Source organism: Persicitalea jodogahamensis (assembly GCF_014651615.1).
GTDB lineage: Bacteria > Bacteroidota > Bacteroidia > Cytophagales > Spirosomataceae > Persicitalea > Persicitalea jodogahamensis.
This window is the reverse complement of record NZ_BMXF01000001.1, coordinates 372,868-396,175: the sequence shown is the minus strand read 5'-3', so window position 1 is coordinate 396,175 and position 23,308 is coordinate 372,868. Positions and strand designations below refer to the sequence as shown.

General features: G+C 53.8%; 17 protein-coding genes. 3 read left to right on the top strand and 14 right to left on the bottom strand.

The features are described from left to right. Nucleotides 1–24 precede the first annotated feature (24 nt). Nucleotides 25–732: a GntR family transcriptional regulator gene (locus tag IE117_RS01700; RefSeq protein ID WP_189562622.1), complete on the top strand. Its 708-nt coding sequence runs from the start codon at nt 25–27 to the stop codon at nt 730–732. 125 nt (nt 733–857) lie between these two features. Beyond that, nucleotides 858–1,616, top strand: a complete 759-nt coding sequence (gene deoC, locus IE117_RS01695) for a deoxyribose-phosphate aldolase (RefSeq protein WP_189562621.1) — start codon at nt 858–860, stop codon at nt 1,614–1,616. Nucleotides 1,617–1,712: 96 nt separating this feature from the next. Here the strand turns inward: deoC and IE117_RS01690 are convergent, their stop codons facing one another. Then, the gene (locus IE117_RS01690; protein WP_189562620.1) at nt 1,713–3,140 is read right to left on the bottom strand and encodes a hypothetical protein; all 1,428 of its coding nucleotides are present in this window, start codon (nt 3,138–3,140) and stop codon (nt 1,713–1,715) included. Nucleotides 3,141–3,392: 252 nt separating this feature from the next. On the opposite strand from IE117_RS01690, the gene uvrA reads away from it, so the two are divergent. After that, a complete protein-coding gene (gene uvrA / locus IE117_RS01685) occupies nt 3,393–6,233 on the top strand; it encodes an excinuclease ABC subunit UvrA (RefSeq protein WP_189562619.1) in 2,841 nt (946 codons plus the stop codon). 42 nt (nt 6,234–6,275) lie between these two features. On the opposite strand, the gene IE117_RS01680 is transcribed toward uvrA, so the two are convergent. From IE117_RS01680 to IE117_RS01620, 13 genes are all read right to left on the bottom strand, one after another. Next, on the bottom strand, nt 6,276–9,065 hold the full coding sequence (locus IE117_RS01680; protein ID WP_189562618.1) for an FG-GAP-like repeat-containing protein: 2,790 nt from the start codon (nt 9,063–9,065) through the stop codon (nt 6,276–6,278). Between the two features lie 51 nt (nt 9,066–9,116). Next, a complete protein-coding gene (locus IE117_RS01675) occupies nt 9,117–9,659 on the bottom strand; it encodes a nuclear transport factor 2 family protein (RefSeq protein WP_189562617.1) in 543 nt (180 codons plus the stop codon). A 154-nt stretch (nt 9,660–9,813) separates the two neighbouring features. Beyond that, on the bottom strand, nt 9,814–11,742 hold the full coding sequence (locus tag IE117_RS01670; RefSeq protein ID WP_189562616.1) for a helix-turn-helix domain-containing protein: 1,929 nt from the start codon (nt 11,740–11,742) through the stop codon (nt 9,814–9,816). Between the two features lie 147 nt (nt 11,743–11,889). Further along, the gene (locus IE117_RS01665) at nt 11,890–13,068 is read right to left on the bottom strand and encodes a class I SAM-dependent methyltransferase (protein ID WP_189562615.1); all 1,179 of its coding nucleotides are present in this window, start codon (nt 13,066–13,068) and stop codon (nt 11,890–11,892) included. Nucleotides 13,069–13,249: 181 nt separating this feature from the next. Beyond that, nucleotides 13,250–15,796: an ABC transporter permease gene (locus tag IE117_RS01660; protein ID WP_229580171.1), complete on the bottom strand. Its 2,547-nt coding sequence runs from the start codon at nt 15,794–15,796 to the stop codon at nt 13,250–13,252. Next, on the bottom strand, nt 15,783–16,463 hold the full coding sequence (locus IE117_RS01655) for an ABC transporter ATP-binding protein (RefSeq protein WP_189562614.1): 681 nt from the start codon (nt 16,461–16,463) through the stop codon (nt 15,783–15,785). Before IE117_RS01655 ends, IE117_RS01660 begins: the two co-directional genes overlap by 14 nt. Before the next feature lie 96 nt (nt 16,464–16,559). Next, nucleotides 16,560–17,375, bottom strand: a complete 816-nt coding sequence (locus IE117_RS01650) for an enoyl-ACP reductase FabI (RefSeq protein WP_189562613.1) — start codon at nt 17,373–17,375, stop codon at nt 16,560–16,562. Between the two features lie 45 nt (nt 17,376–17,420). Continuing rightward, nucleotides 17,421–18,242 carry a phytanoyl-CoA dioxygenase family protein gene (locus tag IE117_RS01645; protein ID WP_189562612.1) on the bottom strand — a complete coding sequence of 274 codons (822 nt, stop codon included), beginning with the start codon at nt 18,240–18,242 and terminating at the stop codon, nt 17,421–17,423. A 181-nt stretch (nt 18,243–18,423) separates the two neighbouring features. Then, entirely contained in the window at nt 18,424–19,323 is a 900-nt protein-coding gene (locus tag IE117_RS01640; RefSeq protein ID WP_189562611.1) for a trypsin-like peptidase domain-containing protein, read from the bottom strand. A 174-nt stretch (nt 19,324–19,497) separates the two neighbouring features. Continuing rightward, nucleotides 19,498–20,046 (bottom strand): DUF2911 domain-containing protein, encoded by a 549-nt coding sequence (locus IE117_RS01635; RefSeq protein ID WP_189562610.1) that lies wholly within the window; start codon nt 20,044–20,046, stop codon nt 19,498–19,500. After that, nucleotides 20,043–20,717 (bottom strand): type IX secretion system protein PorG, encoded by a 675-nt coding sequence (gene porG, locus IE117_RS01630; RefSeq protein WP_308439257.1) that lies wholly within the window; start codon nt 20,715–20,717, stop codon nt 20,043–20,045. Before porG ends, IE117_RS01635 begins: the two co-directional genes overlap by 4 nt. Before the next feature lie 108 nt (nt 20,718–20,825). Further along, nucleotides 20,826–21,842: a DUF6089 family protein gene (locus tag IE117_RS01625; RefSeq protein WP_229580168.1), complete on the bottom strand. Its 1,017-nt coding sequence runs from the start codon at nt 21,840–21,842 to the stop codon at nt 20,826–20,828. A 198-nt stretch (nt 21,843–22,040) separates the two neighbouring features. After that, complete coding sequence (locus IE117_RS01620; protein WP_189562609.1) at nt 22,041–23,198, bottom strand: C40 family peptidase; 1,158 nt, start codon at nt 23,196–23,198, stop codon at nt 22,041–22,043. Between the last annotated feature and the right edge of the window lie 110 nt (nt 23,199–23,308).

Here is a 23,308-nt window from a genome sequence, read left to right as displayed (position 1 = left end):
TGTGCTTCGCATCAGAACCCCACCATGGAAACCGCGCATTACCAAAAACTCTACGCCCTCTTAAAAAGCCAGATTCAGGTAGGAAACTATAAAGAGGGCGACCTGCTGCCCTCCGAAAACGAACTGAGCGCCACCCACAAAATAGCCCGCATGACAGTACGACGGGCTCTGCAGGAGTTGGCTGGTGAGGGCTACATCCGCAAAGTAAAGGGAAAGGGCAGCATCGTGAGCGCCACGCGGCAGTCTTTGGGGCTGCTATCATTCAAGGGATTTTCGGAAGTGGTAGGGGCCGAACACGAGGCCCGGACTGTTATGCTGCGTTCCCCTATTGCGATCGCCTGGCCGGATCGTTTTTTCTATAAACTCGATAAAAGGGAGATCAAAGCGGGCTGTGTAACCTTTGAGCGCATCCGCTACGTGGACCAGGACCCCGTGCTGCTGGAATGTAGCTATTTGCCTAACTTCGGCCTTCAAGACTTCTGTGAAAAACCATTACTCGATGGCTCACTTTTTAAGACACTGAGCGTTCGTCACCAAATCGATATTCTCAGTTTCGAGCAGGATATCCGTGCCGTGCTGGCCGACGAATCGACCGCCCGTCATTTTGAGATAAAGCCCATGACCCCGCTTGTTCAAATCTACCGCCGCTACCACACCAGCCTATCGGACTACCACGTGTATAGCCTTACTTTTTGCAATACGGAGAAATATACGATTAGTAATTATCAATAGGGATTGTTGAAGTGTTTAGCTGTTTAATTGGCAAAATGTGCAATTGAACCCAAATGCTTTCAACGCACTCAACAGAACAATTGCACGATTCGACGATTAGACAATTTCATCCTCAACCGCTACCAATGAATCTCATCACCCAACTTGCCAAAATGATCGACCACTCATTGTTGCATCCCACAATGACTGAGGCCGATTTGAAAAAAGGCTGCGACATCGCCCGACAGTACGGTGTCGCTTCCGTGTGCATTAAGCCTTACGCTATTACGCAGGCCGTGGAGTGGCTGCGTGGCTCCGACGTGCTCGTGGGAACTGTCATTGGTTTTCCGCACGGGAATAGTGCCATAAGCATCAAAGTTGCTGAAACAATTCAGGCTTGCCGCGACGGGGCCGTCGAGATAGATATGGTTGTCAACATCGGTAAAGTACTGGGCGGCGATTGGGATTACGTGCGCGACGAGATCAAGGCTGTCACCGAAGCCACTCACGCACACGGCGCGATTGTTAAGGTAATTTTTGAAAACGATTACCTGCCCGATGACGCCCTTAAAATCCGCCTTTGCGAGATTTGCAGTGAGATCGGGGTTGACTTTGTCAAAACCTCCACGGGTTATGGTTTCAACAAGGGCGACGATGGCCGCTACGGCTACGATGGTGCCACCGAGCACGACCTCAAACTGATGCGCCACCATAGCGCGCCCAACGTGCAGGTCAAGGCAGCGGGCGGCGTTCGCACCCTGGACGATCTGCTGAAAGTCCGCGAATGGGGAGCGACCCGAGTTGGGGCAACGGCAACCGTGGCGATGATCGAGGAAGCAAAGCGGCGGTACGACAACGACTTTTCCGGCAGTGAGGTCAAGGCTGATGATACGCCGGGTTATTAAGGCCTATCGTTAGAATGCTCTACTTACTTGAAATGTCGTCAATTCACCCGCTCTGCTCCAGTATGAGTATCTTCTTAAGCTATCCTGTCGTTCGCGTCAATCGATTCTAATATGACTCCAAAAAGGGATGGTGTTTTTGCTATCCTCATAAATCAGTCTGGCCTCATAGTCACCGGAAGCCAGATTGGTCGGAATTGTATATTCTCCGTAATACAATTGGATAGTGGCGTCAGCGTAGGAGCCAGCTCGGGTTTTGGCTTTTATTACCATATTGGCCTGTCCATTTTTCAGTTCCAGATCTGGCAGTCTCTGGTTCGGGTCGAAGGCCCCATAGAAGCTTCCCAGAATGGCTGGAAATGGGATGATAAACACGGGTTTTCCCTTCTGAATGGATAGGTTTCTGGGTGGGGCGTCCTGCAAAACACACGAAACGCAACTCGGGGATTCTGTCCATACACTTCGGATCCCTTTCGGTTTGGCGTCGTTTGAAACGTTGAAAACGAACGATTTGACTAGATATTCTCCCTCGTACAAGCTTATCAGATAGCTCCCATCGGCCATCCCGGAGGGAAGCGAGAAGGTAAGCATGGAGGGATTCGTGTACTTAGCTGTGAGCCATTGGCTGGGATGAAACATACTCTCCACTTTAACGCGGTAGTTCAGGTTCGCTAAGAAATATCCCCCGCTCAGTAATATTTCCTGATTTCGCGGCAAGGCATTAAATAAGTTATTGAGTTCATAGGGAGCGGCAATTGGGGCAGCCCGTTTCAATTTTTGTATGTCGGGGAACACGAACCTCTTTTCGCCGTATTCCAACTCTATCGTGTACTCCGCTGCCAAATTGAGCGGGGTAGTGTTCTCAATAAAGAAGGTACGGACTGGAACCCCATACAGACCCTGAACAGGACGGCCGCTCCCTAAGTTGATGAGCTTCGAGGTAAGTCGCTTAGTACTTCCCGGTTTCTCGGGTATGGTACCTACGCCCGACTTTAATTCAAGTGAGGCTTGTACTGTACTATACGGCTCGGCACGTGAGGGATGCAACATCAAATCAGAAGTAAGAACTGCAGTCAGTGGTCCCGTACACTCCACGTACACTCGGTATGATTTCCCAATGGGATGTCCATTATTTGGCCGCAACACATCAAACACAATCGGCTCAGCCCCTCTGAAATGGCCGACCTCAACCCGGTTGGGAGTGCTGAGCTTATCCCAAGAATTGGGTTCATACACTGCGCCTGGATGAGTTTCTAGGTCGATAAAAAGATTGTCAGCCGTGAAATTTGGAGGCAAAGTCACAAGTATCGTTTTCTCCACCGTGTCCATGACCACCTCCGTCGCGCCTTCGACCTTGACACTCTTTAGCCAACCCAGGTTCTTGACGGTATCCACCTTGACCACAGCGTCGACCTTATCGATTATTGGAGGCTGGGGTCGCGTTTTGGGAATGTCACGATCAGGCTGCTTGCAGGTGAGGAGTGAGCAAGCCAGGATTAGATAAGTGAAATGTATATGCTTTTTCATAGTTTCTTCATGTGTTGCTTGAAGGCTGGTCGAAAAATTTATGAAACTTTCGATTTTTCTGCATCCGTGATCCGGTGTTTACAACAATAGAGGCTGAGTATTGTAAACCCAATTTGAGCACTTTTTATTTTCTTGCGTCTGACCCTTTATCCGGTGACAATCGATAAAGTAAGTTGCAATAGCTTCCCCCGAACCTAACGCCCTGCTTTCGGGTTAATACCCGGATAACCTAACCACCCAATTTCTCCACTTTTGAAATCTTCCAACACCAAAGACCTGACGGGCTACGACTACATCGACGTACAGGGTGCCCGCGAGCATAATCTTAAAAATATCGACGTATCCATTCCGCGCAACCAACTAGTGGTGGTGACGGGTATCAGCGGCAGCGGCAAGTCGTCGTTGGCCTTCGATACGATCTACGCCGAAGGGCAGCGGCGCTACATGGAAAGCTTCTCGTCTTACGCCCGTGGCTTCATCGGCGAGATGGAGCGGCCCGACGTGGACAAAATCAGCGGCCTGTCGCCGGTCATCAGCATCGAGCAGAAAACTACCTCCCGCAATCCCCGCTCGACGGTGGGAACCGTTACCGAAATCTATGACTTCCTGCGCTTGCTCTATGCCCGCGCGGGTGAGGCATTCAGTTACGTGACGGGCCGCCGCATGGTGAAGCAGTCACAGGATCAGATCATCGACCAGATTCTTAGCCAGTTTGAGGGCCAGAAAACTACCCTACTCGCGCCCGTAGTGAAGGGTCGCAAGGGTCACTACCGCGAGTTGTTCGTGCAGATTGCCCGCCTTGGCTATAACAAAGTCCGTGTGGACGGGGAGGTGCAGGACATCGTCCCCAAGATGCAGCTCGACCGTTACAAAGTTCACGACATCGAAATCGTGGTGGACCGTGTGGTACCAAAAGCCGAAGATCGCTACCGCCTGAGCCAGTCCGTTTCTACCGCTCTGAAACAGGGCAAAGGCGCCATGATGATTATGGATGCGCAGGGGGAAGCACAGTATTTTTCCCAAAACCTGATGGACCCCGAGTCGGGCATCAGTTACGATGATCCGGCGCCTAACTCTTTCTCGTTCAACTCCCCTTACGGCTGGTGTCCCAACTGCCAGGGGCTGGGCAAGGTAGAGGAAATCACCGAGGAGTCCATCATGCCCGACCGCTCGCTGAGTATCAGCCGGGGCGGTATCGCGCCCATGGGCGAGTACCGCGAAGCCTGGATTTTCAAACAGCTGCAGGTACTTTTGAAACCCCATAAAGTCAACCTCAGCACCCCGCTGGAAAAATTCCCGCCCGAAGCCATCGAACTGGTACTTTACGGCAGTGACGAACCTGTACCCGTTCCTTCCAAAAAGTACCCCGGCACCAAGTGGGACACTAAGTTCGACGGCATCATCAACTTCCTGAAACGCCAGCAGGAAAATGGCTCCGACAAGATCCAGGATTGGCTCAAAGATTTTATGGTTATCCGGCCCTGCCCCGAGTGCAACGGCCTGCGGCTGCGGCAGGAGTCGCTGCATTTCATTATTGACAAAAAAAATGTCGCCGAACTGGCCGAGATGGACATTCGCGAGCTGTCCGACTGGTTGGTGGATCTCGAAGATCGCCTGGAAGATCGCCAGAAGGTCATCGGCCACGAGGTACTTAAAGAAATCCGCAAGCGCGTCGGCTTCCTGCTCGACGTCGGACTAGACTACCTCACGCTCAACCGCTCACTGCGGACTCTGTCGGGTGGCGAGGCGCAGCGCATCCGGCTGGCCACCCAGATCGGCACCCAGCTTACGGGGGTACTTTATATCATGGATGAGCCCAGCATTGGTCTGCACCAGCGCGACAACGTACGGCTGATTGGCTCGCTGAAAAATCTGCGGGATTTGGGAAATACCGTGCTGGTGGTGGAGCATGACAAGGACATGATGCTGGCCTCCGACTATATCGTGGACATTGGCCCCGGCGCCGGACGCCACGGCGGCCACATCGTGGGACAGGGTACGCCGGAAGAGTTCCTGAAAAACGGCTCCACTACGGCGGCCTACCTCGACGGCCGGGAGAGCATCGAAATCCCGGAGAAACGCCGCAAGGGCAATGGCCACAGCCTCGTGCTGAAAGGCTGTACGGGCCACAACCTCAAAAACGTCACGCTCAAAATTCCGCTCGGGACTATGATTTGTGTGACGGGTGTGAGCGGCAGCGGCAAGTCATCGCTCATTCACGAAACGTTGTTTCCATTACTGAATCAGCATTTTTACCGCTCCCGCCGCGAGCCGCTGGAACATAAATCCATCGAGGGGCTGGAGCATCTGGACAAGGTTATCGAGGTGGATCAGTCGCCCATCGGCCGCACGCCGCGTTCCAATCCGGCCACGTATACCAACCTCTTCACCGATATCCGTTCCCTGTTCGCCGAACTACCCGAATCCAAAATCCGGGGCTACAAGCCGGGACGGTTCAGCTTCAACGTCAAGAATGGCCGTTGTGAAGACTGCGAAGGCGCGGGCCGCAAGAAGATCGAGATGGATTTCCTGCCCGATGTGTACATCGACTGCGAGACCTGCAAAGGCAAGCGCTTCAACCGTGAAACGCTGGAAGTACGCTTCAAAGGCAAATCCGTTGCCGATATTTTGGATATGACCGTAGAGACCGCGCTGGAATTCTTCGAGAATCAGCCTCGCATTCTGCGCAAAGTTCAGACGCTGAACGACGTAGGTCTAGGCTATATCACCCTCGGCCAGCACGCCACTACCCTCTCGGGCGGCGAAGCCCAGCGCGTAAAACTTTCCGAAGAACTCTCCAAGCGCGACACGGGCAAAACCATGTACATTCTGGACGAACCCACCACCGGCCTGCATTTCCAGGACATCCGCCACCTGCTGGCCGTCCTGCAAAAACTCGTGGACAAAGGCAACACCGTCCTGATCATCGAACACAATATGGACGTTATCAAAGTAGCCGACTACGTTGTGGACCTAGGCCCGGAAGGTGGCGGACTTGGCGGCGAAATCGTGGCGCAGGGTACGCCGGAGAAAGTCGCGCAGACGCAGGGTAGTTATACGGGGAAGTTTTTGAAGGAGGAGCTGGAAAATTAAAAGTGCGGGTGGGGAAGTTTCCCCCCACCCGCACTTTATAAATTATTGCTTCTTCATCCTCACGGCAGCCTGTCGGCCCGCCGCATCGCGCAGCCGGACCAGGTAGAGGCCCGTCGGCAGACTATCCAGTCTTAATTCAATCTCGTTGAGCCCCTCGGCCAACTCCCGGCTTTGTGTGTGCCATGAGCGGCCTGCCAGGTCCAGCACCTCCAAAGTACCCTCGCCCGCCGTGGGCGAAAGCACCTGCACCGTCACGGCATCCTGCACGGGATTGGGATAAGCTTTCAGCGAAAGCGTCAGCGGTAGATCCGTAGTTTCCTGCACCCCAATCCGGGCGACGCTGCTTCCGCAGCCTCCCAGCGTCGCCCCCAGTTTCAAGTACCGCGTGGCGATTTTCTCGCTCACGCACTGGGTCACCCCGTAGTAGCAGATCGTCACGTTCTGATTCTTGTTGCCGCAGCGCACGTCCTGCACGCTGACAGTCACCTGGGCAGGAAGTGAGGTACAGCCCTTGCCGTCGGTAACCGTGACGGAGTAGGTGGTGGTGGTTTCGGGGCAGACGGTGACCGTAGGTCCTTTCAGATTGCCGGGCGTCCAGTTGTAGACGTAGTTGCTGCCGCTGCCCCCGCTGGCCGTGGCCGTCAGCTCGGTGCAGTTGCTGCCGAAGCCAAGCACGACCGACTGGTCGGGGCCGGGCGTCAGTGTCGGTAGCGGGTTGACCGTCACCGTTGAGCTGCCCGACAGATTCTGCGTGCAGCCATTCAAACTTACCGAGACCAGCGTCAGCGCCACGTTGGCCGTGGCATTGCTGGCCGTCAGCGTCTGGCTGCTCCCGTCGAGCAGCAGCGTCTGGCTGCCGACTTGGCCCGTGATTGTGTAGGTTAAGGTGGAACCGCTGGTGCCGCTGACGGTGAAAGAGGCCGTGCCGCCTGAGCAGATCGCGCCGCCGTTGCCGCTGATGGACGCTGTCGGCTGCGGCTTGACCGTCACCGTTGAGCTGCCCGACAGGTTCTGCGTGCAGCCGTCCAAACTTACCGAGACCAGCGTCAGCGCCACGTTGGCCGTGGCATTGCTGGCGGTGATGGTTTGCGAACTTCCATTGAGTAGTAGCGTCTGGCTGCCGTTCTGGCCGGTGATCGTGTAGGTTAGCGTGGCGCCTGAGGTGCCGCTGACGGTGAAGCTGGCGTTGCTGCCCGCGCAGACCGCGCCGCCGTTGCCGCCGATGCTGGCCGTGGGCTGAGGCTTGACCGTCACCGTCGAGTTGCCCGACAGGTTCTGCGTACAGCCTTCTTTGCTTACCGAAACCAGCGTCAGGGTCACGTTGGACGTCGCGCCGCTGGCCGTGATGGTCTGGCTGGTCCCGTCGAGTAGTAGCGTCTGGCTACCATTCTGGCCGGTAATGGTGTAAGTCAAAGTGGCGCCTGAGGTGCCGCTGACAGTGAAGCTGGCGTCGCTGCCCGCGCAGACCGAGCCGCCGTTGCCGCTGATGCTGGCTGTGGGCAGAGGCTTGACCGTCACCGTTGAGCTGCCCGACAGGTTCTGCGTGCAGCCATTCAAACTTACCGAGACCAGCGTCAGCGCCACGTTGGATGTCGCCCCGCTGGCGGTGATGGTCTGCGAACTTCCATTGAGTGGTAGCGTCTGGCTGCCGCTCTGGCCGGTGATCGTGTAGGTTAGCGTGGCGCCGCTGCTGCCGCTGACGGTGAAAGAGGCCGTGCCGCCCGCGCAGATTGAGCCACCGTTGCCGCTCACGCTGGCGCTGAGGGTAGTAGCAGGCTCACCGATGGTGACAGGTTGGGCCGCCGATACACAATCGTTGGCATCCTTGACCCTGACGGAGTACGCGCCCGCCGACAGGCCAGAGAGCGTGGAGAGGCCGCCGTAGCTGGCCCCGCCGTCGACCGAGTAGGTGTAGGGGGCGGTGCCGCCGCCGGGCGTCAGGGCGATGCTGCCGTCGCTGCCGCCCTGGCAGCGTACGTCGCTCACCGTGGGGGTGAGAGTGATGGAGGGGCAGGCGTTGAGCAGCACCGAGACCGTGTTGTTGCCTGGATTGGCCGTGGCCAGGTCGGGCTTGCCGTCGCCGTTGAAGTCTCCCACCGCCACCGAGTAGGGGTAAGTGCCCGTGGGGTAGTCGGTCCTGGCCAAAAAGCCCCCCGCCCCGTCGCCCAGCAGCACCGAGACCGTGTTGTTATTGCTATTGGCCACGGCCAGGTCGGGCTTGCCGTCGGCGTTGAAGTCGCCCACCGCCACCGAGTTGGGGTTAAGGTCCGTGGGGTAGTCGGTCCTGGGCAAAAAGCCCCCCGCCCCGTCGCTCAGCAGCACCGAGACCGTGTTGTTATTGCTATTGGCCACGGCCAGGTCGGGCTTGCCGTCGGCGTTGAAGTCGCCCACCGCCACCGAGACGGGGTAACTGCCCGTGGGGTAGTCGGTCCTGGCCAAAAAGCCCCCCGCCCCGTCGCTCAGCAGCACCGAGACCGTGTTGTTGCCGGATATATTGGCCGTGGCCAGGTCGGGTTTGCCGTCGGCGTTGAAGTCGCCCACCGCCACCGAGAAGGGGCTAATGCCCGTGGGGTAGTCGGTGCTGGGCAAAAAGCCCCCCGCCCCGTCGCCCAGCAGCACCGAGACCGTGTTGTTGCTGGATATATTGGCCGTGGCCAAGTCGGGCTTGCCGTCGGCGTTGAAGTCGCCCACCGCCACCGAGCGGGGGTAACTGCCCGCAGGGTAGTCGGTCTTGGGGCCGAACCCCTGGGCCCAGGCCCCGCCGCTCAGGACGAGCAGCAGTGAGATGGGAGCCAGCCGGGTGAAGGATGCGTCTGTGGTAGTGGTTTTCATGCATGAAAAATTGGATGTATGTTCTGGTTGTTTGTTACAGGATATAGGTTATTACAGGGTATCTGTGCCCGGCGCACGGCGCAGCTGGTCGGGGTTGTGCAGCAGTCGGTCGTTCTGAAAGCCGTAGAGACGGTCGATCAGCTTCTCTTCGTTGAAGTGCAGCCACAGGCTGACGGGCTGCTCGTCGGTCTGGCCCGAGGCATACACCACCCGCTGCCGGAACGCCGCCGCTACGTATACCCCGGGCAGATCGGCCAGGGGTAGTTTTGTGAGTGTCTGCATGGGCAGAATGCTGAATTCCGACAGCCGGACCTGGCGGATGTGCGAAGAGTCGCGGTTCTGCCGCCAGTGGGCCAGCACGGCGGTTCTTCCCCTCAGCCGGCTAATTCCGGGGATATGGTACTCCACATCTTCGGCCAGCAGGCTGCCCCATGCGTCGAGCTGGTAGTCGGCCTGGTAGGTGATGGCTTTCTGGGCCAGTACCAGATAGGGGGTCGGAGCTGGGCTATAGTCGGTGGATGAGGCAGGCTCGCCGGACGGGTTGCTCCGGCACGCTGCCAGCAAGAAAAGCAACAGGCAGAGGAGGACAGGCATCGGTTTCATGGAGGGCCAATGAATAAAAATGACCCTGTAAAGGTCGGCCGCGCGCCAGAAAACGGCTTTCCTTATATGACCGAAAACTTTCCCTATTTGACCAAAAACTTTCCTTTATTGGTCAGAGGGATCAATTTTGAAGAAAATGTTAGGATCAGGCAGGTGGCTGTGGGTCGAGCAACCCAAGTTGGCGAAGTATTTCCTGAAAGCGCGGATCGCCGTGCAGAAAACGAAAGATGGGTGACACTTTGAGATAGTAGGGCATATTACCCTGATTTAGCCCCAGGCGGAGGTACTTCAGGCAATTTTCTTTGTCGTTCAGTCCGGCGGACACGATGGCCAGGTCAGGGTACCGGCTCGGAATTTGGGGAATGGTTTTGAGGTAAGCTTCGGCCGCCGCCCGTTGCCCTACCCGGGCCCGGCAGTACTGCAGCGTGGAATGCAAGACCGGGATATCGGGATTGAGCGAAACGCAGCTCTCCATTTCTTTCAGCGCATTCGTATAGTCGCCCAGGTTGAGGTAATAATAGGCCTTCACGTAATAATACACGTAAAATTCATCCAGCATCAGAGCGTACTCTTTGATCAGCTGGCGAGCCTCGGCGTAGCGACCCGCATAGGAATAGTTGCCAATGTGCCCAACGATAATTGAGGGGTAGAGCGGATCGAGGGCCAGGGCCTTGGTGCTATATTGAATGGCTTCCTCGAAACGGCCCAGCGAGCGCAGGGTGATGCTGTACCAGTAGTTGATTTCAGCGTCGTTTGGGCTATGCCCGAGGGCAATCTGGTAGGTCGTAACGGCCTGCTCCCACTGGTTGAGCTCACGGTAGCTATTGGCCAGAATGGCGTAAGCCAGCCCGTTCTCCGGATCGAGCCGGATGGCTTTTAAAGCGTTTTGTTCCGACTGGCTGATCCCCTTACGCAGATTGATCATATTATCAGTACCGAGAAGAAAATAAGCCAATGCTTTTCGGGCATAGGCATCGGCAAAACCCGAATCGAGGGCAATGGCGCGATCAAAGCGGAGGAGGCTGGCCTTGAGTTTATCTGCACTGCGGCTGAGCATCAGCTGCTTGCCTATCAGGTACTCGCGGAGGGCGTCAGAATTGCCGGTAGGCGTCCGATCCATCCGGCGCGATTCTGCATCGGTCAGCTTCTGGTCGAGCGCCAAGATAGTTTGCCGGGCGACGGTCGTCATGAAACCCATCAGTGCTTCGTCGGTACCCTGGTAGGTTTTGGACCACAGGGTACGGTCCTGGGCCGCTTCCACCAGTTCCACGCTGACCAGCATGTGCTGGCCCATCTGCTTCAGGCGTCCAACCAGTATGTAGTTGACATGCAGTTCGGCGGCGATTTGCGGGATGGTCTTGCGCGTATCGCGAAACAATTCAGCGGAGCTGCGGGAAATCACCTTCAGGTTCTCAACTGCCGACAAAGACGAATGGATCTGACCCGCAAGGCCGTCCGCCAGCAGGGCGGTCGTGTCGGTTCCCGCGTTTCGAAAGGGTAGAATGGCCACCGAATTAACGAATGCCTCGGACGACGCCCGCGACGAAGACGCCAGAAAGCGGCTGTACCCAAACACGCCCAGAGCCAGTAGCACCAGTGCTACCAGACCCAGAATTGGCAGGTACTTCCACCGTTTGCCAGGTACTGCCCCCAGGGGTACGGAAGGTATTCCGCGCGGCCTTTCCTCGCCAGGCGGCTCACCCGTACTTTCTCCAATGTCGTTAGCCGAAGGAATAACAGGAGTGGCCTGCTTCGGCGGACCAGCTTCCTGCTGCCGGCGGTAGTCGGAGGGACTGAGGCCGAATTCCTGAGTAAAATATTTGGTAAATGCCTGCGGGCTGTCAAAACCGATTTTGTCGGTTATTTCGTTGATGCGCCAGTCGGTTCCTTTCAGTAGCTCCTGGCCCCGCAACAGACGACGTTGCCGGATATAGAGTGAGGGAGAGAGGCCCGTCAGCTCTTTGACCATCCGGAACAGCTGCGAACGACTCACGCCCAAATCTTCGCAAATGGCATCGATGGTATAATCCGATTTCTCGAGATTCTGATCAAGCAGTTCATTAAGCCGCTTCAATTGGTATTCTTCTGTCCTATGGTGTGTATTCCCGCTTTCCATACCTCGTAAACTACCGGATAATCAGCCGCGATTTGCTGATTACAATTTACCAGAAAAAGAAAATTTTTCTAAAAACTACCTTTTTAGATTCCGATATCCCCGGGATTAATCAGGCAGCCCGATTAGCCTTTCCAACTGATGGTACCCTATTCCAAAAAATTGTTTTGACGTCCGGAGCTTTTCTAAAATCATCTCCTGTTCCGCAGGCTTCTGCTTCCGCTTTTCACCCACAATCAGCACATTTTTAGGCGTGTGGGCATCGGAGACAAATTCAAAAACTTTGGTCGCGTAGCCGTAGTATTCCAAGATCAGTGATCGGATACCGTCAGTTACCATTTCTGCCTGGCGTTCCAGAAAAATACCGTGCCTAATCAGGAAATCCAACTCGTTTTCAGGCTTGTGCTTTTCCATTTCCCGGCGGATTTGTTTGTGACAACAAGGTGCCACCACAATGAGATCGGCGTTGGCCGTGATGCCCTGGTAAATGGCCTCGTCCGTCGCGGTGTCGCAGGCATGGAGGGCAATCAGGACATTGATTTCTTTCTCAGGTTGGTAGTTTTCTATTGTCCCTTCTTCGAATTGTAGCGCATCAAAGCCAGATCTTTGCGCAATAGTATTGCACAAATCCACCAAATCTTTCCGAAACTCCACCCCCGTTACCCGCGCGGGTTTGCCGAGAACGTTGTTCAGGTAATCGTACAACGCAAAAGTAAGATAGCCCTTTCCCGCACCCATGTCCACAATGTTGGTCACGGGTTGATCAGGCAGGTTTTTGAGTAAAGAACTCAGGATCTCGATGTAGTGGTTGATTTGCTTGTACTTATCCTGGGCGTTCTTGTACACCTTTCCCTGGGCGTCGGTGATGCCCAGTTCGGTGAGGTAATTTTTTCCCTGCGCTTCGATTTTCCGGTTTTTGGGCTTATCGTGCGCCAGTGAGGGTAGTTCGTGGAGGCTGGGCGGGGTAGTTTTCAGGGAAAAACCTTTTCCTTTGATAAAAGAGAGTTGCACATCTTGCTCTAAGGTAAAAAGTTGCCCTGACCTGAAACCGTTTTCCGCCACCAAAGTACCCAACCGCTGCACTGCTTCCTCGGGGGGGTAGTTTTTGGTGATGTCTTTGGTTCTGTAGCGATACAGGAAGGAAACCTTTTCCTGCCGTTTCACAATTACTTTCTTGAGATAAAGACTTTTCAAATCCTCCTCCTCACCCCGGTAGTCACTGAACTGGGCTTTGATGAAAGTGTTGTCGGCCAGACTGGATTTAATGTACTGATTGATTTCGGTCATACTGGTTGGGGCGAACCGGTGTGTTTGCCCAATGTGCGTCAGCAACGGGTGTGATAATATGTTTAACGGTGTTCCCGGCGATTCGATGTCCACGATACGTGTGCGGGGTGAACACATAGATTTGGCTGGCGTGGTCCGCCGCTACGGGACTCAGGCGGTTTCAACCGCCGTGACTTGCCCTCTACGCCTCCTGACGCAATACTTCCAGCGGTGACCGCGACAGAATGCCGCGGCTATTAACAAGCCCAATGAGGACGGTCAAGCCGGAAACGCTCAGGAAGACCAACAACAGGGGCAGGAATTGGGGTTCAAAATCGACTTTGAAAGTGAATTTCGCCAAACCCCAGCTACCCGCCAACGCCAGAATGATACCCGTGGCGGCAGCCAGCGCGCCGAGGAAAAAGTACTCCAAAGCCGTGATTGAGAAAATTTGTTTTCGGCTCGCACCCAGGGTACGGAGCAACACGCTTTCCTGCAAGCGCTGGTACTTGCTGATAAGTACCGAGGAAATCAGTACGATGAGGCCCGTCAGGATGCTGAACCCTGCCATGAAGCGGATGACGAAGCCAATTTTTTCCAGTAGTTCGTCAAGTACTTTCAGTACCAATCCCAGGTCGATGATAGAAATATTGGGAAAACGCTGCACCACGGCGCGCTGAAAATTGGCCGAGCCCTCGCTGGAAGGAACGCGCGTGAGCAACACGTGAAACTGCGGGGCCTCTTCCAAAACGCCCTTGGGAAAAAGTACCAGGAAACTCGTCCTGACGCCGTTCCAGTCGACTTCCCGCAAACTACCGATGACCGTCGTTAGTAGCGCCCCCTGCACATTGAAAGTAAGCGTATCGCCCACTTTGACGCCGTTACGTTCGGCAAAACCCTCTTCCATCGAGATGGGTACGGGGCCATTGGCAGGAGCTGTTCCCTCCCAGCGTCCTCTTTTAAGTTCTTCGAATTCCGTGAGCGTATCGCGGTAGCTTACGCGGTACTCACGGCCAAAAATCCGGCGCGACACGCGGTTCGACGTATCTTTCTGCGCGATGGCGGGCGTAACGTCGTTGACTTTTTCCAGCCGCATGTTCACAACCGGTACGCTTTGAATAATGGGCAAACCCTGACTTTCGGCCAAATCAAGTACCGCATCACGCTGATCGCTCTGGATATCGAACAGCACGATATTGGGCTGGTTACCGCTCGTGGAAAGCGTAACACGCTTCAACAGCAGCGACTGCACCAAAATCAGGGTGCAGATGAAGGCAGTCCCCAAGCCGATGGACACGATCAGGATGGAAGTCTGATTATTGGGTCGGTGCAGATTGGCCAACGCCTGCCGCCACACGTAGCTCCACGACGACGGAAAGAACCGCCGAACCAGCCAGATGAGTAAAGAAGCCATCGCCAGCAGCAGTAGAAACGCTCCCAGAATGCTGACGGTGAACACCAGCGCGTCTAGCCAGCTATCCGTTTGGAGGTAGGTAAAAAGAAATACGAAGGCGAGAATCAGGCCGTAGACCAGCCACCGCAACGGGTCCCTACTGGCGGGCGCAGACTCGAACGATGCCCGAAGTACCCGCAACGGCGCGATGTTACGTACCGAAATAAGCGGCAACAGCGCGAACAAAATCGAAATAATCGTACCCAACAGCACGCCTTGCCCGATGGCCGACCAGGAGATTTCGGTGATGAGGGCAAAGGGAAGGAAATCTTTGAGTACAAGCGGCAAGAATTGCTGAATAACCGCTCCCAGCGCAGCCCCGATCACCGAACCCAGGAAACCGACGCCCACGATTTGGATTAAGTAAATGACAAATGCCTGCGAGGATTTCACGCCCAGGCAGCGCAGCAAAGCGATGGAATTAAGCTTTTCACGGATGTAGATGTGTACCGCACTCGCCACACCGACGCATCCCAGCAACAGCGCAATGAAGCCTACGAGTCCCAGAAACTGCGTCAAGTCTTCAAAAGAGCGCCCTGTGGATTCTTTCTGACTCTCGACGGTTTTGGAATCAAGATCTTCAAGATCCAGACGCGATTCCAACCCTTTTGCGATCCGCTCGACGTCCGTCTTTGGGGGGTACTTAAAAAAATACAGGTAGTTGATACGGCTGCCTTTTTCTTCAAGGCCCGTCTGTGCCAGATAGCGCAGGGGGATATAGACCGCCGGAGCGACAGTGGCCGACACGCCCGTTTGGCCGGGAGCTTTTAGCAAAGTACCCGCAATAAGGAAAGTAACTTCGCCTACTTTCACCGAATCACCCACTTTGGCGTCGTACTGCAGCATCAGGGTCTGATCCACCAAAGCATGGCGGCTATCCCGGAAGCTGCGTCCCGCGCTGACAGGAACGGTTTCCAATTCACCGTAATAGGGGTAGCTTCCTTCCAGTGCCCGAACCTGCGCCAGGCGGCTGCCGCCGCCTTTGGGAAAGTACACCATCGAGGCAAAGCGCCGCTCCTCCGAGCGGTCTTCGCCCAGCGAATCCAGCAGCGGTTTGATTTTTGGGGAGGCAGGTTGATTGCCGGAAATTTCCAGGTCGGCGCCCAATAGCGCGGCGGCCTGGGTGTCGATGTTTTGCCGGAGATTATCTCCCAACGAATAAATGGCCACCAACGCCGCGATGCCCAGAATCACGGATGAGATGAACAGCAGCAGCCGCGAACGGCTGCGGCGGCTGTCGCGCCAGGCCATTGTTAGTAGCCACGGGAAAGAAAAGCTTTCTCTAAACTCTTGCATCGGAAACGATTTTTCCACCTTTGATCCGCACAATGCGCTGGGTGCGGGCTGCCAGGTCAAGATCGTGGGTGACAAGAACGAGCGTAGTACCTGCTTGCTGATTAAGGTCGAATAGCAGCTGAATGACTTTCTCGCTAGTTTCGGCGTCCAGGTTTCCCGTGGGTTCGTCGGCGAAAAGGATTTGGGGCTGATTGGAGAAAGCCCGCGCCAGCGACACCCGCTGCTGCTCGCCGCCGCTAAGCTGGGTGGGATAATGGTGCGACCGGTCGGCCAGACCGACTTTATCGAGTAAGTCTATTGCTACGGGCCGCACGTTTTTCTCGCCCCGAAGTTCCAGAGGCACCATCACGTTTTCGATAGCCGTGAGGGTCGGCATCAACTGAAAATTCTGAAAAATAAAACCTACGTAACGGTTGCGCAGGGCGGCCAGTTGATTCTCGGTAAGACCATTGAGCTTGGTACCGTGCAGTTCCACACTACCCGACGAGGCACGGTCCAGGCCCGCGCACAAGCCAAGCAGGGTAGTTTTTCCGCTACCCGAAGGCCCGACAATGGCTATGCTTGCGCCAGTTTCTACCGAGAAACTGACGTTGTCAAGTACCGTAAGATCGCGTCCCCCACTCTGGTAGGTTTTGTTTACGCTTTGGAGGTCAAGAATGCTATTCATGTTGTGCTAACGGACTTTCGCCGTTGGAGGTTCGATTTTTGGTAAAATCGAACCTCCAAACGTTTAACCGCGCCGGCGACCTCGGTAAAGCCTGGGTTACTTTCCCTGAATCATGGCCATCAATTCCTCCGAAATGCCGGTAGTCGAGTAGCCGCCGTCGTGGAAGAGATTCTGCATCGTGACCATGCGCGTGAGATCGGAAAAGAGCGTGATGACGTAGTTGGCGCAATCGTCGGCGGTGGCATTGCCAAGCGGACTCATTTTTTCGGCAAACGAAAAGAACGAATCGAAGCCGCCGATACCCGTACCTGCCGTAGTGGGTGTGGGCGATTGCGAGATGGTGTTCACACGTACTTTTTTGGACTTGGCGTAGCGGTAGCCGTAGCTCCGGGCGATGCTTTCGAGAATCGCTTTGGCATCCGCCATGTCATTGTAGAAAGGGAATGCCCTTTGCGCAGCGATGTAGGAAAGCGCCACGACAGAGCCCCACTCATTGATAGCGTCCAACTTCTCAGCTGATTGCAGCATTTTGTGCAGCGACATCGCCGATACGTCCACGCTTTTCATGTACCACTCGTAGTTGAGGTTGTTGTACTCACGGCCTTTGCGGACATTGGGGCTCATCCCGATGGAGTGCAGCACGAAATCGACTTTTCCGCCCAACGCGTCCATCGACTCGGTGTAGAGTTTTTCCAAATCTTCCGTCGAAGTGGCATCCGCCGGAATCACCTTGGCGTCGCACTGCTCGGCAAGTTGGTTGATGGCGCCCATACGCATGGCAATGGGGGCGTTGGTGAGGGTGAAGGTCGCGCCTTCTTCTTTAGCCTTCAATGCGACTTTCCAGGCGATAGAGTTTTCGTCCAAAGCGCCGGAAATGATTCCCTTTTTTCCTTTTAATAAACCGTAAGACATTAAGTATGAGTAGTGAATGATGAATGATAAACGTGGTTTTTCTTTTCAATAATTGAATAACACCGGATTCAATTCGCTGTCGGGAACGGTGCCGATTTCCTTACTGGCAAGCCAGGTTTTCCAGTCGGCCTCCTGATAGCGGTTGGTTGGTTTAGTGATTTTCTGATCCTTATCCATGTAGATCATCGTCATCACTTTCCGTGGCTCATCGGATTTATTGGCTCCGGCCCGGTGAAAAAGCCAGCCCGCATGAAAGCTGACTTCACCTAGCTCGAAGGGCGTTTCATTGAGATCGAAGGGCGTGAGTTGGGTGGCCATGTACGCCTCGCTTTCGTCGCTGATCTCCAGGTCGCGGCCTATTTCCACCGACTGACTTTTTTCGGCAAATGCCAGCGGCCCCATATTCATGGGGGTAGTTTGCAACGGAATCCAGACGGTTATGGTCTTGTCGGTGGACAGCGGCCAGTAGAACTGGTCGGCGTGCCAGGGCGTAATCCCACCCGATGGTTCCTTGTACAATGCCTGATCATGGTACATCCTCACCCCCTTCACCTCCATGAGGTCAGTAGCGATTTTAGCCAGCCGTTTTGAGAAGGCAAACTCTTTGACCTCGTCGTCTTTCCTCCACAAATTCATAATTTGCAGAAAAGCTTTTTCGTAGGTCGTGCGCTCCTCCATCGGCTTGGTGAGCGTGTTGAGTTCGATGACCTTATCGCTGATAATTTTCCCGTAATATCCCAGTAGCTCCTCACTCAGGACATTTTTCAGCTTCACATAGCCAAATTCCTGATAAAAGGTAATGGCAGCCTCGGGTAGATCATAAGGTTGCTCCAATTCCTTCAGCAGCGCGAGTTTATCAATGGTCATGTTGTCAGTTCAAAGTTTAGGTCCTTTCCATCCTTAGGCTTGAAAGGAAGATGGCCGGTGATCCTCTGCTATGAGCGGCCCCTGAGATCAGGACATCTCCAAAGTTAGGGGATATTGTTTTTTGCGCCAAAAACAGCAAGCTGGTGATGACTCTTTTTATTTTTCACCAGCCCTGAACAGCTCAAACACCAGGATCGGCTTCGTAATACTTCACCCCCTTTTCCCGCAGGAACTCTTTGATAACATTGACGTGGACGCACTGTCCCACGTTCAGGAAGGGGTAGTTGGATACCCGCTGCTTTTTGGCACCGATCGAAACTTCCTTGTTAATCTGGTCAAAGCCAAGGTGCAAATGCCTGGTAGATGATTGCATTCCGTACACGATACCATGCCTGTCGAAGAGCGGGCCTCCGCTTTGGCCGCGCAGACCGGGTGTGCTGAGTTCAATGCCCTGAACGCGGTTTGTGACGGGATCGCCGATCTGACGAGTCACGATGCCATCCAGCGGAAAACTTGGTGAGCTTTGCCGCCCGTCGGTCGTCCATTCGATGTCGTCCATGTCTTTATTGTAGCGGTAGTTGGTAAACTCCGGAAAGGGATAGCCAAGACGGCAAAGCGAGCGGCCTTGTCGCACATCGCCATCGCGCAAAAAAAAGGCGTGGCCTTGGTAAAAATTTTCATCAAAACTCGCAAACTTAATAATAGCCAGATCCTGAGTGGGGTGCGGCGTTATTTCCATGGTGAGTTCCCGTCTGACGGAATTCAGGAAATTAGGCAATATGCGAATCACCGTTTCCTTCGTCATGCCATAGTGGTCTTCCAGTCTTTTCTGATGCAGTGAGTGGTTTTTCTCTTTTTCGAACTTGCGTAGTTCGCCTTTAAATTTTAGAAAATGACTGTAAATAGCCTGTCCGTGAACAATGTGCTCAACTACGTGCTTGCAGGTAACAGCGAAGCCCTGCTCATTGACAAAAAACATCGTTGCCGAACCAGGGACAATCTCGCCGCCACCATAATAGCGGGTAATGAAATTAATAGGACGGGTAAAGGGGGTGACTTTTTCAATGGCAGTTACGAACATAGTGGCATCTTGGAGGGAGGGGAAGTTTGAGGCTTTGGCGAAAGGCCGGCCGGATCACTCCGCGTAGCATAGGCTTTGAATCACCGGCCGTCCCGCAAATTGCCTCTTTGCAAACGTGAAGAAAAAAGTATTGGATTTTTCCTGACGATGTTAATAATGATAACAAATCCACAACTATTCAGAACGAATGGCGGCAATCGCTTCGGTTTGATCCCAGTTTAGAATTAGGTCAGCCCCGTATGGCTTTTGTTCAAAAAATATTTTGAAATTTTCCGTTACCCGAGGATTGATGCGAATCGGTATTTCGATCCGGGTGAGATCCATACCATCATTGTATTGGGTACCCCATTGGCCTGTTTCGCGGTTAATGACAAGCTGCCATTTGGCGGGACCGGGAACGGTCCAGAGTGAATAAGTACCCGATGGCACGGGGGTCTCGGCGACCGTTACATCGTTGGCAAAGGTGATAAGGGTGGCTTCGTTGGCTCCGGTACGCCATACTTTATCGTAGGGTACGAGAGCATTGTCCGATTCACGGCCGAAGATCAGGCGTCTCTTCTTGGCGGGACGGCAGTACTGTACACGAATGTCGAGACCGTTTTGATTGAATTCAGCCACTGCTTCGGGGCTGAACGACTTCGTATAACTGCGGTAGCCGATAAAGGCAGCAGCTAGGAGGATGACTAATAATGCTGTACTGAGGAGTAGAACTTTTTTCTTCATTCGGGACAAATGATACGGTAGAAGGTATAGCTCACCGAAAAGCCAAGGTAGTAATAAGTATCTTTTGTGGTCATGTCGCCCTGATCCAATTTGTTGGTGGTAGTTGGTGTTCCGCCCAGATTATCTAAATGATCAGTAAAAGTCTTTCGGGTGCCGAATTCCAGACCCACATTCCAAGGACGGTTGATTTGGTACTTGACCCCGATGCCGTAGGGCAGCACCCATCCCTTAGTCGGATAATCGGAAGTCTTTGGGTCGGGAGAAAAGCGGGAATAGCCAATTCCCGCAAAAACGTAGGGCGTCCAGTTTAGCGCGAAGCGGCGGTCTTCGTAATTCAGAAAATTATATTCTGTGACCAGATTGGCTTCCGACAGCTTGGTGCGGAAAGAAAGATTGCGAGCCTTCTGAAAAGGATCTTTGCTGAAGGCGTCGTCGCCCGTGATACTGCCCATCATTGCTTCGGTGCGCAGGGTCAATGAACGGCTTACATTGTATCGAAAAAAAAGGCTTCCACCCGGCCGCAGGAAACGGGGATTGAAAGCCGGAGCAATGTCGCCCTTGTAATTTAGTCCTCCCAAACTGGCTCCAATCTCCACTTTCTGCGCTATGCACAAGCCACTGACCATTAATAAGGCTGTTATGATAAGACCAGAACGGAACAAATTGAACAAGGGATTCAGTTTTAAATTGTAGAGAATCTGTTATCAAATTGAAGGCGGCTGTTCCAGAGAAAACACTCCAGAACATCCGCCTTGATTATCCTGACCATCAGCCTGACGCTATTTTAGCGGTGGACACTTAATCGGGCTGCCTATAATATATGTCAGGTGGATGCTCCCTAGCATATAGGAGTCTTTACGGGCAGGGTTACCACGCGGTGTCCCGGGTGATGCATAATCTGTCTGCCCGATAGCAACGAAAGGATCAATGCCCGCGTCGTTTATTCCGTACTGCTCAGCCAGAAAATTCCTAAGTCCAGCAGTTCGGTCGCCGCCTTTTCGCGCAGCGGTTGGCTCGGCTGAGCGATTAGACATAGCCCGAGAAAGATCATCTTTCAGTACGTTGGGGTCAGGGTAGTTACCACTCACATCATCAAGATAATCAGTAGAGGTGAAACGGAAGCCCAACTCCGCCGAAACGTCGAAACGCTGGTTGATTTTGTAACGCAGTCCAAAACCGACCGGAATAGCCAGCTGTACCAAAGAATAAGGTTTGGCGTAGTCACCTGGGCTACCCTGTCCTTCGGTCCCTAATGGTTGAAGCTTCACCCATTGATTGCCATCTAAGTCCGGTACACGAGCCATGGGGTTATGGGCCACGGCAGCAATACCCGCAAAAATGTAGGGGCTAAATTGTGGACGGCGATCGTAGCTGCGGCTGTCTGGGATTATTTTGAAGATACCGGTCAAGGCAAATTCTTTCAAATCATTGCGGAAGTGCAGGTTACGGGCGAAAGAAAGAGCTCTCCCGTTAGAGCCTTTATTCATCTGAAAGTCGTCACCAGAAATTCGCGCCCAGGTAAAAGAAGCCCGTGCTCCAAAGCGCGGAGTAAAGTGACGGGTGTAGTCAGCTGTAACACTCCATCGCATCATTCCAAAGGTCGACGCAAAGGGACGACTGTAAGGGGCCAGATCACCATAATAACTGGATGTCCCGATACCTACTGAAACGCTTGAATAAGGAACGAAGTTGCTGCTTTTGAACTGCGCCGTGGCCGCTTCACTTACCAATAGCATCAGCATGGCTACCGCCGCTCCTGTTGCTTTCACCCGGTGTTTTTCAAAAAAGATATGCATAGTTAATGCCGTTTTTCCGGCAAAATTAAGATAGTTGACAGTTTATTGGGGGTATTTCTTCAAAGAAACGATATTGTTGGGGGTTTATTTGTTGAGGTGCTGATTTGTTGAGTCGATCAGCTCTCCTGGTATTTGATCTTTCAATCGGTAAATTTTGTGGCACGCTGCTATATTTTGTCGGTCTGCAGCATTCATTGCTCAATTCACCATTGCCTTCAACTCCTGAACGCCCCGAGCGTTGCCGAGTAGCCGCTTGGCACGGATAAAACGATTCTTCTCAAAATCGTCGTAGTTAGGGGCCCGGGCATTCATACTGCTGACACGAACTTTACCTGAAGCATGGATAAACTCACCGTTGCCGATCCACATGCCCACATGTGTTACCTTTTCCGCGGTAGTTTCACCCGCCTTAGTGCCGAAGAACAGCAGGTCGCCGGGCCGCAGCTTGTCGAACCCTCTGTCGGTATCTACCAGCGTGCCCGAATGCACTTGCTGGGAAGCATCGCGTGGGAGTACCCAGCCATTGAGCAGGTAGATGGTTTTGGTGAAACCGCTACAGTCCACGCCCTTGTACGATGTCCCGCCCCACAGATAGGGCAACCCCATCATGCGTTTGGCGGTACCCACCAGTTTATCTTCCGAAATAGTGAGGGAAGCCAGCCATTCTGCATAAGGCCTGGCATCAGCCTTTTTTATGTAGGCGGTACGCCCGTCAGGGTACTGTACATGGTAGAACTCCCCCTTCTCATCAAGCATTTTTAATAAATCGCCCGCCACCAGATCCGAGACGGTCTGACCATCGGCGTCGGTTTCCTCGTAGGAGAAAGTGTAGGGAGATAAAACGATGATCTTTTCAGCACCTTCCCAGGATTCAAAATCCGCTTGATTCATGCGCTGGAAACCGCCCCAGTCCAACCAGGCAATGTAATGGTCGGGCGTTTGTACCAGGTACCAGCCGCGATCTTTGTTCAATACTTTCAATGGCATCCCCAGCAAAGCCTGTGTGGCCAGTTCGGCGGCGTCGCGGGGCTGCGAGCGAATGTTGGCTACCGAGAGGTTCACTACTCCGTAAATCTGCTCGCCCAGTATTGCGGCGGGTAATGTCTGGATACTGTCCTGGTACTTCAGACCCGCGTTACTGAGTTTTTGCAATAAATCACTTTTCGCTTCGGGCAGATTGGTCTTTCCCGTCAGAATTCCGTTTTCATCAGCTTCAATTTGAAAAATGGCCACCCGGCGATCTGGTGCGTACTGCTGCCGCACTTGGTCGATGGTTTTCTGCATTTGCTTGGGAAGCTGGCCATAACTCAGGCCGAAACCAGCGATAAAAGCACAAAGTAAGGTGGCGAATTTCATTTTCGTGTCTGTTCCTGATTGTCTTATTGAAGGCGAATCTAACCATTGAAAGGCAATTTGCTTAACTTTATCCATCTTTACTAGTTGCTTTTTTATTCACTCAATCACTA

Excerpts from the sequence above, each read along its gene's own strand:
- IE117_RS01700 (WP_189562622.1), top strand. The coding sequence starts at position 25 with ATGGAAACCGCGCATTACCAAAAACTCTACGCCCTCTTAAAAAGCCAG.
- deoC (WP_189562621.1), top strand. The coding sequence starts at position 858 with ATGAATCTCATCACCCAACTTGCCAAAATGATCGACCACTCATTGTTG.
- IE117_RS01690 (WP_189562620.1), bottom strand. The coding sequence starts at position 3,140 with ATGAAAAAGCATATACATTTCACTTATCTAATCCTGGCTTGCTCACTC.
- IE117_RS01680 (WP_189562618.1), bottom strand. The coding sequence starts at position 9,065 with ATGAAAACCACTACCACAGACGCATCCTTCACCCGGCTGGCTCCCATC.
- IE117_RS01675 (WP_189562617.1), bottom strand. The coding sequence starts at position 9,659 with ATGCCTGTCCTCCTCTGCCTGTTGCTTTTCTTGCTGGCAGCGTGCCGG.
- IE117_RS01665 (WP_189562615.1), bottom strand. The coding sequence starts at position 13,068 with ATGACCGAAATCAATCAGTACATTAAATCCAGTCTGGCCGACAACACT.
- IE117_RS01660 (WP_229580171.1), bottom strand. The coding sequence starts at position 15,796 with ATGCAAGAGTTTAGAGAAAGCTTTTCTTTCCCGTGGCTACTAACAATG.
- IE117_RS01655 (WP_189562614.1), bottom strand. The coding sequence starts at position 16,463 with ATGAATAGCATTCTTGACCTCCAAAGCGTAAACAAAACCTACCAGAGT.
- IE117_RS01650 (WP_189562613.1), bottom strand. The coding sequence starts at position 17,375 with ATGTCTTACGGTTTATTAAAAGGAAAAAAGGGAATCATTTCCGGCGCT.
- IE117_RS01645 (WP_189562612.1), bottom strand. The coding sequence starts at position 18,242 with ATGACCATTGATAAACTCGCGCTGCTGAAGGAATTGGAGCAACCTTAT.
- IE117_RS01640 (WP_189562611.1), bottom strand. The coding sequence starts at position 19,323 with ATGTTCGTAACTGCCATTGAAAAAGTCACCCCCTTTACCCGTCCTATT.
- IE117_RS01635 (WP_189562610.1), bottom strand. The coding sequence starts at position 20,046 with ATGAAGAAAAAAGTTCTACTCCTCAGTACAGCATTATTAGTCATCCTC.
- IE117_RS01625 (WP_229580168.1), bottom strand. The coding sequence starts at position 21,842 with ATGCATATCTTTTTTGAAAAACACCGGGTGAAAGCAACAGGAGCGGCG.
- IE117_RS01620 (WP_189562609.1), bottom strand. The coding sequence starts at position 23,198 with ATGAAATTCGCCACCTTACTTTGTGCTTTTATCGCTGGTTTCGGCCTG.